Annotated in this window: 14 protein-coding genes; 11 read left to right on the top strand and 3 right to left on the bottom strand. The window is 67.8% G+C overall.

Going from position 1 to position 12500, the window contains the following annotated elements:
* Nucleotides 1-109: 109 nt before the first annotated feature.
* Nucleotides 110-655, bottom strand: coding sequence for a TlpA family protein disulfide reductase (locus C0V75_RS02710; protein WP_101919878.1), 546 nt, complete (start codon nt 653-655; stop codon nt 110-112).
* 22 nt (nt 656-677) lie between these two features.
* On the opposite strand from C0V75_RS02710, the gene argH reads away from it, so the two are divergent.
* The 7 genes from argH (at nt 678) to C0V75_RS02735 (ending at nt 6967) form a co-directional block, all read left to right on the top strand.
* A complete protein-coding gene (gene argH / locus C0V75_RS02715) occupies nt 678-2081 on the top strand; it encodes an argininosuccinate lyase (RefSeq protein ID WP_101919345.1) in 1404 nt (467 codons plus the stop codon).
* Nucleotides 2082-2130: 49 nt separating this feature from the next.
* Nucleotides 2131-2319 carry a hypothetical protein gene (locus tag C0V75_RS02720; protein ID WP_101919346.1) on the top strand — a complete coding sequence of 63 codons (189 nt, stop codon included), beginning with the start codon at nt 2131-2133 and terminating at the stop codon, nt 2317-2319.
* Nucleotides 2316-2471 (top strand): hypothetical protein, encoded by a 156-nt coding sequence (locus C0V75_RS22900; RefSeq protein WP_158241758.1) that lies wholly within the window; start codon nt 2316-2318, stop codon nt 2469-2471. Before C0V75_RS02720 ends, C0V75_RS22900 begins: the two co-directional genes overlap by 4 nt.
* A gap of 37 nt (nt 2472-2508) precedes the next feature.
* On the top strand, nt 2509-2667 hold the full coding sequence (locus C0V75_RS23125; RefSeq protein WP_173861027.1) for a hypothetical protein: 159 nt from the start codon (nt 2509-2511) through the stop codon (nt 2665-2667).
* Entirely contained in the window at nt 2664-2975 is a 312-nt protein-coding gene (locus tag C0V75_RS02725) for a DUF2834 domain-containing protein (RefSeq protein WP_101919347.1), read from the top strand. Before C0V75_RS23125 ends, C0V75_RS02725 begins: the two co-directional genes overlap by 4 nt.
* Before the next feature lie 167 nt (nt 2976-3142).
* The gene (gene lysA / locus C0V75_RS02730; RefSeq protein WP_101919348.1) at nt 3143-4408 is read left to right on the top strand and encodes a diaminopimelate decarboxylase; all 1266 of its coding nucleotides are present in this window, start codon (nt 3143-3145) and stop codon (nt 4406-4408) included.
* Between the two features lie 45 nt (nt 4409-4453).
* A complete protein-coding gene (locus tag C0V75_RS02735; RefSeq protein WP_101919349.1) occupies nt 4454-6967 on the top strand; it encodes a TIGR02302 family protein in 2514 nt (837 codons plus the stop codon).
* 34 nt (nt 6968-7001) lie between these two features.
* On the opposite strand, the gene C0V75_RS02740 is transcribed toward C0V75_RS02735, so the two are convergent.
* On the bottom strand, nt 7002-7955 hold the full coding sequence (locus tag C0V75_RS02740; protein WP_101919350.1) for a zinc-ribbon domain-containing protein: 954 nt from the start codon (nt 7953-7955) through the stop codon (nt 7002-7004).
* A gap of 178 nt (nt 7956-8133) precedes the next feature.
* Between C0V75_RS02740 and C0V75_RS02745 the strand changes: the two genes are divergently transcribed.
* The 4 genes from C0V75_RS02745 to C0V75_RS02760 are packed head-to-tail and all read left to right on the top strand — an operon-like array spanning nt 8134 to nt 11058.
* Nucleotides 8134-8805 carry a cell division ATP-binding protein FtsE gene (locus C0V75_RS02745; protein ID WP_101919351.1) on the top strand — a complete coding sequence of 224 codons (672 nt, stop codon included), beginning with the start codon at nt 8134-8136 and terminating at the stop codon, nt 8803-8805.
* Nucleotides 8805-9698: an ABC transporter permease gene (locus C0V75_RS02750; RefSeq protein WP_173861038.1), complete on the top strand. Its 894-nt coding sequence runs from the start codon at nt 8805-8807 to the stop codon at nt 9696-9698. The genes C0V75_RS02745 and C0V75_RS02750 overlap by 1 nt, the downstream gene beginning before the upstream one ends.
* Nucleotides 9695-10435: a 1-acyl-sn-glycerol-3-phosphate acyltransferase gene (locus tag C0V75_RS02755; RefSeq protein ID WP_101919353.1), complete on the top strand. Its 741-nt coding sequence runs from the start codon at nt 9695-9697 to the stop codon at nt 10433-10435. Before C0V75_RS02750 ends, C0V75_RS02755 begins: the two co-directional genes overlap by 4 nt.
* A gap of 17 nt (nt 10436-10452) precedes the next feature.
* A complete protein-coding gene (locus C0V75_RS02760) occupies nt 10453-11058 on the top strand; it encodes a pyridoxamine 5'-phosphate oxidase family protein (protein WP_101919354.1) in 606 nt (201 codons plus the stop codon).
* A gap of 1 nt (nt 11059) precedes the next feature.
* Here the strand turns inward: C0V75_RS02760 and C0V75_RS02765 are convergent, their stop codons facing one another.
* Complete coding sequence (locus C0V75_RS02765) at nt 11060-12457, bottom strand: short-chain fatty acyl-CoA regulator family protein (RefSeq protein WP_101919355.1); 1398 nt, start codon at nt 12455-12457, stop codon at nt 11060-11062.
* Between the last annotated feature and the right edge of the window lie 43 nt (nt 12458-12500).

A 12500-nucleotide genomic window follows, 5' to 3' on the forward strand; every position in this document is an offset into this window, starting at 1 on the left:
CTGTCACTGGGTCAACACGCGGCCCCGTCGGGCCGGGGCTGACGCTAAACCCTGCCCGCCCCCCTGTTCAAGACAGCAGCGGCGGATTTGCCGCCGCGCTGCCTGCCGATCAGTTGGCGGCCATCAGGGCCCTGAGGATGGTCTGGGCATGGGCGCTGTCCCATTCGGCATCGCCGATCAGGCGGCCCACCTCCTGCCCCTCGGGGTTCAGGATCACCGTGACCGGCAGGCCCATCACTGCCATGGGCCGGGCGAAATCGCTGCGCGGGTCGCGCAGGATGGGCAGGGCCTGCACCCCCGCCTCTTCATAGAACCGTTCGATCCCTTCCACCGCATTGCGCCCCGTCGCCACCGGCAGCACCGCAATCTCGGGCATGGCCTGTTGCAGGCGCAGCAGGGACGGCATTTCCTTCCGGCAGGGCGCGCACCAGGTGGCCCAGAAGTTCAGCACCACCCATTGCCCGCGCCACTGCACCAGCGGCACCTCGGCATCCTGCGCATCGAGGAACACCCCCTCCGGCACGGCGGCGGGTTCGGAATGCAGCGCCAGCTTCTTCATGTCGCCTTCGCGCAGGTCGGCAAGGTCGCCTGCAAGGGCCGCATTTGCACCGATGGCCAAGGCCGTGTAGAGGACGGCCAGAATTTTCCGCAGCATCATCCCTCCGAAGGCCGCCCCCATGTCCGCTTCCTCCGATGCCAAATCCGCCAACCAGATGTGGGGCGGGCGCTTTGCCGAAGGGCCGGATGCCATCATGACGGCGATCAACGCCTCCATCGGCTTCGACAAACGGCTTTACGCGCAAGACATCGCAGGGTCACGCGCCCATGCGGCAATGCTCGCCGCGACAGGCATCCTGACGAATAGTGACGCCGAGGCGATCGGGGAAGGCCTTCTCACGGTCTTGTCAGAGATTGAAACCGGTTCCTTCCCCTTCCGCACCGATCTGGAAGACATCCACATGAATGTGGAAGCGCGGCTGAAAGAGATCATTGGTGCGCCCGCAGGCCGCCTGCACACCGCCCGGTCGCGCAATGATCAGGTGGCGGTCGATTTCCGCCTCTGGGTCCGCGATCAATGCGATGCCGCCATCGCGGGGCTGGAGGCGCTGATCCGCGCCTTCCTGGCCCAGGCCGAGGCCGGGGCGGATTGGGTGATGCCCGGCTTCACGCATCTTCAGACCGCGCAGCCGGTGACCTGGGGCCATCACATGATGGCCTATGTCGAGATGCTGTCACGCGACCGGGGCCGGTTCATGGATGCCCGCGCGCGGATGAACGAATGCCCGCTGGGCGCGGCGGCGCTGGCGGGCACCTCCTTCCCCATTGACCGGCACATGACGGCAAAGGCGCTGGGCTTTGACCGACCCACGGCCAATTCGCTGGACAGCGTCAGCGACCGCGACTTCGCGCTGGAATTCCTGGCCGCCAGCAGCATCTGCGCCATGCATCTGTCGCGCTTTGCCGAGGAACTGGTGATCTGGTCTTCGGCGCAATTCCGCTTTGTCCGGCTGTCCGACCGCTGGACCACCGGCAGCAGCATCATGCCGCAGAAGAAGAACCCCGATGCGGCGGAATTGCTGCGGGCCAAGCTGGGCCGCATCCTGGGGGCCACGGTGGCGCTCTTCACCGTGATGAAGGGGCTGGCGCTGACCTATTCCAAGGACATGCAGGAAGACAAGGAACAGGTCTTCGACGCCGCCGATACGCTGATGCTGGCGCTGGCCGCGATGACGGGGATGGTTTCGGACATGACCGCGAACCGCGCCGTGCTGGCGCAGGCGGCGGCGAGCGGGTTTTCCACCGCGACGGACCTTGCCGACTGGCTGGTGCGCGAACTTGGCCTGCCCTTCCGCGAGGCGCATCATGTGACCGGCACCTTGGTGGCAAAGGCCGAAGCGAAGGGCTGCGACCTGCCCGACCTGTCGCTGGACGAGATGCAGGCCGTGCATCCGGGCATCCGCGCCGATGTCTTCGACGTGCTGGGGGTGGAAAACTCCGTCCGGTCGCGCCGCTCCTATGGCGGCACCGCGCCGGATCAGGTGCGCGCGCGCATCGCCGAGTGGAAGGCGCGGCTGGGCTGATCTGGCGACGGCCTTGCCTCTGTTGCCCGGTTGAGGGACACTCCGTCCCATGATCCCGACTGCCGCCCTTGCTGCTGGCCTGCTGCCCCTGCTCGCCCTTGCTGGCTGCGAGGACACGCGCCTGCCGAGCCTGACCGTGCCATTGGGAGACCACAGCACCTTTGGCACCGACCTGCGCGCCGAGGACCCGGTCCTTGGCATCACCGTGATCGACCCTTTCGACAGGTTGCCCGGATGATCCGCCCCCTTGCGCTTGCCACCCTGATCGCCCTTTGCGCCTGTTCCTCGCCACGCCTGAATGCCGGGCTAAGTCTTGGCCCGGACGGGCTGAGCGTCAGCCCGTCGGTATCCGCCGGGCTGGGCGGGGGACGCATCAGCTATGCCCCATGACGCCCGCCCCCGCGCCGGCACCAGATCAGAGGACCACATGACGCGCCTTCTTGCCCTTGCCTGCCTTGCCCTTGTTGCCGCCTGCGGCGTGGATGGCCCGCCGATCCCGCCCTCGCAGGTGCCTGCCGAAGCGCAAACCACCGGCATTTCGGTGACCGGAACGGCCGAGATCGGCATCGTGGGGGGCAACGGATGACGCCGCTGCGCTGGGTCTGGCTTGCGCTGGCCATCTGGGGCGCGGTGCATCCGATGTATTGGTTCGTCACCTACATGCAGGAAACCGGCACCGGGCTTTCGGGCCTGATCGACGCCTGGTATGTGAACGCCTCGACCACCGGGCTGACCTGGGACCTGACCATCGCAGCCGTCACGCTGACCGTCTGGGTGCTGGCGGAAAGCATCGGGCGGCGGCACTGGCGGGGGCTGGTGGCGATCCCTGCCACCTTCTGCATCGGCGTAAGCTGCGGCCTGCCCTTGTATCTGCTGCTGCGGCGCGCGGGCTGAGGCCCGCGCAGGAAGATTTTTCGTCCGAAAAATCTTCGCCGCTCTGCCAAGGCAGAGCGGAGCGAAAAATTTTCGCATGAAAATTTTTCGGCCCCAGCCGCGAATTGCGCCCCCCGGCGGGTCTGCTATAGCAACGGGCGACATGTGTTTTCCGCAGGGGCCGAGGGATGGACCATTTCCTGTATCGCAACGGCACCCTGCATGCCGAGGATGTGCCGGTCGCTGATATCGCGGCGCAGGTGGGCACGCCCTTCTATGTCTATTCCGCCGCCACGCTGACCCGGCATTACCACCTCTTCACCGAGGCGCTTTCGCCGCTGCCGCATCTTGTCTGCTTTGCCATCAAGTCGCTGTCCAACGTGGCCGTGCTGAAGCTGCTGGGGGACCTTGGGGCGGGGATGGATGTGGTCTCGGGCGGGGAATACCGCCGGGCGCGGGCGGCGGGCGTGCCGGGGGACCGGATCGTCTTTTCCGGCGTCGGCAAGACGCGCGAAGAGATGCGGCTGGCCCTGACCGGCGGCATCCGGCAGTTCAACGTGGAAAGCGAACCGGAACTGCGCGCCCTGTCCGAAGTGGCCATGTCCCTGGGCGTGACCGCCCCCATCACCATCCGCGTCAACCCCGACGTGGACGCCCGCACGCATGAGAAGATTGCCACCGGCAAGAAGGAAAACAAGTTCGGCATCCCCATCGCCCGGGCCTCCGAAGTCTATGCCGAAGCGGCCCGCCTGCCGGGGATCGAGGTGATCGGGATCGACGTCCATATCGGCAGCCAGTTGACCGAGCTGGAACCCTTCGAACAGGCCTATCTCAAGGTGGCGGACCTGACCCGCCGCCTGCGGAGCGAAGGCCATGACATCCGCCGCCTCGATCTGGGGGGCGGTCTGGGCATCCCCTATACGCGGTCGAACGAAGCCCCGCCTTTGCCCACCGATTACGGCGCGCTGATCAAGCGCACCGTGGGCGATCTGGGCTGCGAGGTGGAGATCGAACCCGGCCGCCTGATTTCCGGCAATGCCGGGCTGCTGGTCGCCTCGGTCATCTATGTCAAGAACGGCGAGGGGCGGGATTTCCTGATCCTCGACGCCGCGATGAACGATCTGGTGCGCCCGTCCATGTATGGCGCGCATCATGACATCGTGCCGGTGGTCGAACCGCCGCCCGCCGCCCCGACCCGGCCCTTCGATGTGGTCGGCCCGGTCTGCGAGACGGGCGACACCTTCGCCAAGGCGCGCGACCTGCCGCTGGTGGGCGAGGGCGATCTGGTCGCCTTCCGGTCGGCCGGGGCCTATGGGGCGGTGATGGCCTCGGAATACAATTCCCGCCCGCTGGTGCCCGAGGTGCTGGTGAAAGGGGATCACTTCGCCGTCATTCGGGAAAGACCGACCTTTGACGAAATCCTGAACCGAGATACCATCCCCGCATGGTTGTAAGGCGGCAAGGCCGCGCCCCAAGCGACAGAGGCCCCGCCCCGACGGATGGAACAGGATCAGCACAGCCCGCTTTCCGCCCTTTCCCGCCCGCTGCGGCTGACGCTGCTGGGCATGTGGGCCGAGCGGCTGGTCCGCTGCTTCTGGCCGTTCTGGACCGTCCTGCTGATCGCGCTTTCCGCCCTGTCCTTCGGCGTGCAGGATCATCTTCCGCTGGAAGCGGCCTGGTTCGCGCTGGTCATGGCCATCGTGGCGGCGCTGGCCACGTTGTGGCGCGGGCTGCGCGCCTTCCGCGCCCCCTCGCGGGCAGAGGCGCTGATCCGGCTTGATTCCCGCCTTCCCGGCCAGCCCATCGCCGCGCTGACTGATACGCAGGCGATCGGTGGCGATGATCCGGCCTCGCTGGCTGTCTGGCAGGCGCATCGCGCCCGGATGGCGGCCCGTGCCGCCGCTGCGCGCCCTGTGGAACCCGACCTGAAACTTGCCCGGCGCGACCCTTTCGCCCTGCGCTATGTCGCGCTGACGGCCTTTGTCATGGCGATGATCTTCGGCTCGCTCTGGCGCGTCACCTCGGTCGAGGCGCTGGCACCTGGGGCAGGGAACGAGCTTGCCGCCGGTCCCGCCTGGGAAGGCTGGGCGCAGCCGCCCGCCTATACGGGCAAACCCTCGCTCTATCTGAATGACATTGCCGAAGGCGCGCTGGACCTGCCCGTCGGCACCCGCCTGCAATTCCGCCTCTATGGCGAGGTGGGCGAACTGACGCTGTCGGAAACCGTCTCGGGGCGGACGGGGACGGATGTTCCCCCCGCCTCGGACCCGCTGCACGACTTCACGCTGCTCCGCAGTGGCGAGGTCACCGTCGGCGGGCCGGGCGGGCGGAGCTGGCGCATCACGGCGACGCCGGACATGGCCCCCTCTGTCACCCCGTCCTCCACCGCCGAGCGCGAGGGGGATGGCCAGTTCACCATGGAATTCACCGCGGCCGATGATTACGGCGTGGCCGCGGGCCGGGTCAGCATCGCGCTGGACCTGCCTGCCATCGACCGCCGCTTCGGCCTTGCCGCCGATCCCGAACCGCGTGATCCCGTCGTGCTTGACCTGCCGATGCCGATGACGGGCGACCGCGCGCAGATTTCCGAAACGCTGGTCGATGACCTGTCGCAGCATCCTTTCGCCAATCTGCCCGTCGCCATGACCTTCACCGTCGCCGATGCCGCCGGCCAGGAAGGCAGCGCCGAACCGGTGCGCCTGACCCTGCCCGCCAAGCGTTTCTTCGATCCGCTGGCGGCGGCGCTGATCGAGATGCGGCGCGATCTTCTCTGGACCACCGCCAACGCCCCGCGTGCCGCGCAGATCCTGAAGGCCGTCACCCATCGCCCCGAAGACCTGATCCGCAACCAGCGCGCCTATCTGCGCCTGCGCGTCCTGATGCGGGATCTGGAGGCGCAGCAGGTGAGCCTCTCGCCCGACGCCCGCGATGCCTTCGCCGCCGAATTGTGGGAAATCGCCCTGCTGGTGGAGGAAGGCGACCTTGCCTCGGCCATGGAACGGCTGCGCCGCGCGCAGGACCGGCTGGATGAGGCGATGCGGAACGGGGCCGACCAGTCCGAAATCGAACAACTCATGCAGGAATTGCGCGAGGCGATGAACGATTACATGCGCGAACTGGCCGAAGAGGCCGAGCGCAACCCCGACAGCCAGCTTTCCCAGAACATGGAAGGGATGGAGATGTCGGGCGACCAGCTTCAGCAGATGCTGGATGAATTGCAGCGCCTTATGGAAGAGGGCCGGATGGCCGAGGCGCAGGAACTGATGGAAATGCTGCGCCAGCTTATGGAAAACATGCAGGTGGCGCAGGGCGAAGGCCAGGGTCAGGGCCAGGGCGGCCCCGGCCAGCAGGCCATGCGCGAATTGCAGGACACGCTGCGCGGCCAGCAGGGCCTGTCCGACGATGCCTTCCGCGATCTTCAGGACGGGCAGGAAGGCAATGAAGGCCAGCGTCCGGGTCAGGGCGAAGGGCAGCAGCAGGGCGAGGGCGGGGAGGAGGGCCAGACCGAGGGCCGCAGCCTCGCCGAACGCCAGCAGGACCTGCGCGACCGTCTGGGCCAGTTGCAGAACGGCCCGCTGCCCGGCGATGGCAGCGAGAATGGCGAAGAGGGCCGCCGCCAGCTTGATCGTGCCGGCCGCGCGATGGAAGAGGCGGAAGAGGCGCTGCGCGAGGGCGATCTTCCCGGCGCGCTCGACCGTCAGGCAGAGGCGATGGAGGCGCTGCGCGACGGGATGCAGCAACTCGGCGAAGCGATGGCCGAGGACCAGCAGCAGCAGGGCAATGCCGAACAGGGCCAGGAATTCGGGCAGGCCGATCCGAATGGCCAGCGCGATCCTCTGGGGCGCGAGCCGGGCAATTCCGCCCGCATCGGTTCGGATCGCAACATGCTTCAGGGCGAGGATGTCTATCGCCGCGCGCAGGACATTCTGGATGAAATCCGCCGCCGGTCCGGCGAACAGGCCCGACCGGAAAGCGAACGCGACTATCTGCGTCGCCTTCTGGATCAGTTCTGACGGGGGTCGGGCGGCATAGGCCGGGCGGCAGGGATCAGCCGCCCGCCACGCCGGCATCGGCGGCGGTCAGGCCGCGCACCATGTCTGTCGCCGCGCGCATCATGCCATCCAGCCAGAGGCGCAGCCCGTCCACGCCAGAGACATAGGCATCCATGCCCCCGGCCAGCGCCGGAATCTGCGCCTTGATCAGCGGCGCCGCCACATAGGCTGCAAGCAGCAGGACCGCCACCATCAGGGCCAGCGCAAAGCCGCTGCGGAAACCGCGCGCTTCGGCGGCCGGGGTCTGGCTGCGGTCTTCGGACAGGTCCGCGACCGGCAGTTCGCTGCCCTTGAGCGAGGAATTGATCTCTTCGATATCCGGCAGAAGGTCGCGCCGGGCCGCCGGGCGGGGCGGGGCGGGGGGCGGGGCATCGGGGTCGATCCCCTGCATCTGCGCGATGCGCCGCGCGGCCCCGGCAAGGCCAGACCCGGCGGCCGTGGCCGAAGGCGCGGCGGCGGGCGGGGCGGCCAGCCCCAGATCGGGCTGCGTCTCGATGGCGCTGCCTTCGATGCGGCGGGCTGCGGCTTCGCGCTCTGCCTCTTCGCGCAGGATCGCCATCAGGCTGTCATCCAGGGGGCGGCGCGGCAGTTCGGCCATGGGCGGGGCGGTTTGCGGGGCGGGCGCGGGCGGGGCGGACCGGGCCGCCGCGGCCAGCACCGCCTCGGGATCGGCAGGCTGCGGCGCAGCACTGGCCGCAGCCGATGCCGTCACCGGCGCAGCCTCGGCCACAGGCGACGGCGCAGGTGGGGGCGCAGGTGCGGGGGCCGGATCGGCCTCTGCCACCTGGCCGAAAAGCTCTTCTTCCTGTTCCAGCGCCAGTTCAATCTCGGGCGGAAGCTGGAACCAGGCATGACCGCAATTCGAACATTGCACGTCCCGCCCGGTATCCGGAATGGCGGATTCCTCCACCTCGTATTCCGCATCGCAATTCGGACAGATGAGCCGCATTTCCCTCGATCCCCAAGTTCACCCCCGGCCAAGGGCCGGAAAACACCCACCGTCACCGCAGGATGACACCAACCCACAAGCACCACAACTGCAAGTCAGGCCGCATTGCAACCGGGGCCACCTTGGGCAATGCTGCGCGCGCAAGCAAGGGCCCGCAAGCAAGGGGCAGTGAATACCCGTGATCGCCTTCGACAACGTCGCCTATAATTACGGCGGGGGAGAGCTTCTTTCTGAGGTCACCCTGCGTCTTTCTCCGGGGTCCTTCCATTTCCTGACCGGACCCTCCGGCGCGGGCAAGACGACATTCCTGAAACTGGCCTATGCCGAATTGCAGGCCACGGCAGGCCGGGTGACGATCTTTGACCGCGATGTCCGCAGCCTGTCGCGCGACGATGTGGCGCGCACCCGGCGGCGGATCGGGGTGGTGCATCAGGATGTGCAATTCCTCGACCATCTGCCGATGGCGGCGAATGTGTCCCTGCCGCTGACGGTTTCGGGCAAGGCGGGCGATCCGCGCGACCTGACCGACCTTCTCGCCTGGGTTGGCCTCGGCCAATTGGCCGACGCCCTGCCGCCGCAGCTTTCGGGCGGCGAAAGGCAGCGCGCGGCGCTGGCGCGGGCGGTCATCATGGGGCCGGATGTGATCCTTGCCGATGAACCGACCGGCAACCTCGACTGGGAGATGTCGCTGCGCCTGCTGACCCTGCTGGTGGAACTGAACAAGATGGGCAAGACCATCCTCGTCGCCACCCATGACATGAACCTGATCCGCACCGCCAAGAACCAGGTCGCGGCGCGGGTCCTGCGCATCCGCAACCGCCGCATCCAGCTTGCGGGGGCGGACCTGTGATCGACCGCCTCCGCCTGTTCCTGACGCCCGACCGGCAGGCCGACCGCGTGGTCCCGCCCACCGGCCATACTGCCTGGCTGACCGGCTTTACCGCCGGCGCCATGACCTTCCTCGCCGTCTTCGCGCTGGCCTTGTCGATGGCCGCCGACCGGCTGGCGGACCGCTGGTCGGATGCGCTGGCCCGCACCGCGACCATCCGCATCTCGGCCCCGGCCGACCAGATGCAGGCCCAGACCGCCGCCGTGCTGGAGGTGCTGCGCACCACGCCGGGCATCGCCGAGGCCCGCGCGCTGAGCGATGACGAACAGAAGGCCCTGCTCGCCCCCTGGTTCGGCCCCGATCTGCCCATTGACGCCCTGCCCCTGCCCCGGCTTGTCGAGGTGACAGAGGCGCCCGAAGGCTATGACGGCGAAGGGCTGCGCCAGCGCCTGCTGGCCGAAGCGCCGGGCGCCGTGCTGGACGATCACACCCGCTGGCGCCGCCCGCTGGCTACCGCTGCCGCGCGGCTCAATCTGCTGGGCGGCCTGTCGATCCTGCTGATCGGCGCGGCCATGGCGGCGATGATCACGCTGGCCGCCAATGCCGCCCTTGCCGCCAATGCGCAGGTCATCCGCGTGCTGCGGGTGGTGGGGGCGCAGGACGACTATATCGCCGCCGCCTTCGTCCGCCGCTTTACCCTGCGGGCGCTGGCCGGGTCGGCCATCGGGGCCGTGGCCGGGATGATCGGCATCGCCCTCCTGCCCCCGGTGGACGAGGCGGGGGGCTTCCTCACCGGCCTCGGCTTTCAGGGGGCTGGATGGCTGCTGCCGCTTCTGCTACCCCCGGTGGCGGCGCTGGTTGCGCTGCTGGCCACGCGCGCCGCGGCCTTCCGCAAGCTTCGGGAACTGCCATGACCTATCCGCTGCGCTGGCTGATGTCGCTGCTCTTCATCGCCCAGATGTATCTGGCGATGCTGGTGCTGGCCATCGCCTTCGCCCCCTATGCCATCGCCAGCCGCAACGGCGCCTGGGCGGGCATCCGCACCTATTGCCGCTGGGTGCGCTTTTCCGCGCGCCACATGGTGGGCCTGCGGTCCGAAATTCGCGGCACCGTCCCGCAGGGCGAAGTGCTGATCGCCTCCAAACATCAAAGCTTCTTCGACATCATCCTGATCTGCTCGGTCGTCGCCCGGCCGAAGTTCATCATGAAGAAGGAGTTGAAATGGGCGCCCCTTCTGGGCTTCTACGCCTGGCGGATCGGCTGCATCCCGGTGGATCGCGGCAAGAAGGGCCGTGCCATCGCCGAGATGAAGAAGGCCGTCGCCGCCGGGTCCGCCGTTCCGGGGCAGCTCATCATCTATCCGCAAGGCACCCGCGTCGCGCCGGGCGCGGCCCTGCCCTACAAGGTGGGCACCGGGCTGCTCTATCAGCAACTGGCGCAGCCCTGCATCCCGGCCGCCACCAATGTGGGCGTATTCTGGCCGCGCCACGGCATCTATCGCAGGCCCGGCCTCGCCGTGGTGGAGTTCCTGCCCGCCATCGTCCCGGGCCGATCCGTCGCCGATTTCATGGCGGAACTGGAGCGGGTGGTGGAAACCGCCTCGGACGCCCTGATGGCCGAGGCGGGGTTCACCTATGCCAAGGCGGCCTGAGCGGACGGGAGAGGGGCATGCACTGGATCACCACGCTGGATGACCTTCACGCCCAGTATGGCACGCCTTCTGATCCGGCGCTGCGCAAGGTCGTGGCACATCTCATCCCATCCTACCGCGCCGTGCTGGAGCGGAGCCGCTTCTGCATCCTCTCCACCGTTGGCCCAGAAGGCACGGATGGCAGCCCGCGTGGCGATGACGGCCCGGTCGTCGCCGTGCTGGACGACCGCACCCTCGCCTTGCCGGACTGGAAGGGCAACGAACGCATCGACAGCCTGCGCAACATCGTGCGCGACGGGCGGGTGAGCCTGTGCTTTCTCATCCCCGGCTGGAAGAACCTGCTGCGCGTCAACGGCTCCGCCCGGCTGACCGCCGATCCCGACCTGCGCGCAAGGTTCGACCGCAACGGGCTGCAGCCGCGCAGCGTCATCGTGATCGCCATTGCCGAGGTCTATTCGCAATGCGCCCGCGCCGTGCTGCGCGCCGGGCTCTGGACCGGGGGCGACCAGTCTGCAGGCCTGCCCAGCATCGGCCAGATGCTGGACGAGGCGACGGCGGGCCAGATCGACGGCGCGGCCTATGACGCGGGTTGGGCCGACCGTGCCAAGGGCACGATGTGGTGAGTCACACCTCGAACCGCGTTGCGCCGCGCCGCTTTTCATCCACCGGCTGGGACAGCACCACCGCCTGATGCGCCCGCTGGTCGCAGCCGGACCTTGGGCAGATGCGGCAGTTGATCCCGACCGGCGTCATCCTTGCGCCGGTCACCGAAAACGCCTCGGCATAGCCGATCTCGGGCGCGTGTTCGATGGCGCAGCCCATCGCCACGGCAAGGCGGTTGTCCTGCGCGTGGCGCGCCCAGGTGGGCCGGTCCACCGTGCGGGAAAAGACGAAAAATTGCGACTTGTCCGGCATCTCCACGAATTGCGGGACGATCCGCCCCGGCGTGCGGAAACTCGTATGCACATCCAGCCGCGGGCAGGCCCCGCCATGTTCGGCCAGATGGAAGCCCGTTGCATTGAACCGCTTCGTGACATTCCCGCCCTTGTCGATCCGCAGGAAGAAGAACGGCACCCCCAGCGCCCCTTCGCGCTGGAGCGTGGTCGCCCGGTGGCAGGCCTGTTCGAAACTGACGCCGAACCGCGTGGCGATATGGTCGAGATCGTATTTCGTCGCCCGCGCCTCGGCCAGAAAGGCCTCGTAGGGCATCAGCACGGCGGCGGCGAAATAATTCGCCAGTTCCACCCGCAGCCGCGCCACCCCGCGCGGATCGGTGATGCCCGACCTTGCGACCAGCGAGTCGAGAAGCGCCCGCTGTTCCAGCAGCCCCGCCATATGCACAAGCTGGAAGATGCGGTTGGTGTGATCCAGCGCCTCGGACAGAAGGATTTCGCGCCGCCCTTCGTCATACTGGCGCAGGGTGCCGGGCAGATCCTCCACCCGCACCAGCCGGACGGTGACGCCGACCCGCCCCCGCAGCCGCCGCTTCAGCGCGACATAGATCTCGTCCGGTTCCACCGTCACGCTGCCCCAGAAGCCTTCTGCCGCCTCTTCCAACTCGCGGAAATGGTTCCGGTGCTTGCGGAATTCGTTATGCACCGCCGCCTCGGGCGTTGACAGGATTTGCGGCGCCTCCCCCTCGGTCAGGGCCAGAAGCTGATCTGTCGCCGCCTGATAGGCACTGTGCAACCGCAGAAAAGAGGCCGCCAGCCCCGGCGCATGAACCAGCGCCGCGCGCATCTGGGCAAGATCTGGCCGAGTGTCCGAAAACAGCGGATCCTGCATCACCGCCCGCAGATCGGCGAGTTGGCTGGTGCCATCCTCATCCGCGATTTCCCGCCAATCCACACCATAGACATCGAACACCCGCAAGAGGACCGAGACGGAAACCGATCTTTCGTTGTTCTCCAGAAGGTTGACGTAAGAGGCGCTGATCCCCAGCGCCTTGGCCATCTGGCTCTGCGTCTCGCCCCGCTCGATCCGCAGCCGCCGCAGATGCGGGCCGATGAAGGTTTTCTGCATACCGTCGCACACATATCTGGCTTCGTCATGTTTACAATATTAC

Source organism: Tabrizicola sp. TH137, assembly GCF_002855575.1.
GTDB lineage: Bacteria > Pseudomonadota > Alphaproteobacteria > Rhodobacterales > Rhodobacteraceae > Paragemmobacter.

Coding starts and splice junctions, on each gene's coding strand:
- C0V75_RS22900 (WP_158241758.1), top strand. CDS start 2,316: ATGATCCGCCCCCTTGCGCTTGCCACCCTGATCGCCCTTTGCGCCTGT.
- C0V75_RS02725 (WP_101919347.1), top strand. CDS start 2,664: ATGACGCCGCTGCGCTGGGTCTGGCTTGCGCTGGCCATCTGGGGCGCG.
- lysA (WP_101919348.1), top strand. CDS start 3,143: ATGGACCATTTCCTGTATCGCAACGGCACCCTGCATGCCGAGGATGTG.
- argH (WP_101919345.1), top strand. CDS start 678: ATGTCCGCTTCCTCCGATGCCAAATCCGCCAACCAGATGTGGGGCGGG.
- C0V75_RS02760 (WP_101919354.1), top strand. CDS start 10,453: ATGCACTGGATCACCACGCTGGATGACCTTCACGCCCAGTATGGCACG.
- C0V75_RS02740 (WP_101919350.1), bottom strand. CDS start 7,955: ATGCGGCTCATCTGTCCGAATTGCGATGCGGAATACGAGGTGGAGGAA.
- C0V75_RS02765 (WP_101919355.1), bottom strand. CDS start 12,457: ATGCAGAAAACCTTCATCGGCCCGCATCTGCGGCGGCTGCGGATCGAG.
- C0V75_RS02755 (WP_101919353.1), top strand. CDS start 9,695: ATGACCTATCCGCTGCGCTGGCTGATGTCGCTGCTCTTCATCGCCCAG.
- C0V75_RS02710 (WP_101919878.1), bottom strand. CDS start 655: ATGCTGCGGAAAATTCTGGCCGTCCTCTACACGGCCTTGGCCATCGGT.
- C0V75_RS02720 (WP_101919346.1), top strand. CDS start 2,131: ATGATCCCGACTGCCGCCCTTGCTGCTGGCCTGCTGCCCCTGCTCGCC.
- C0V75_RS23125 (WP_173861027.1), top strand. CDS start 2,509: ATGACGCGCCTTCTTGCCCTTGCCTGCCTTGCCCTTGTTGCCGCCTGC.
- C0V75_RS02735 (WP_101919349.1), top strand. CDS start 4,454: ATGGAACAGGATCAGCACAGCCCGCTTTCCGCCCTTTCCCGCCCGCTG.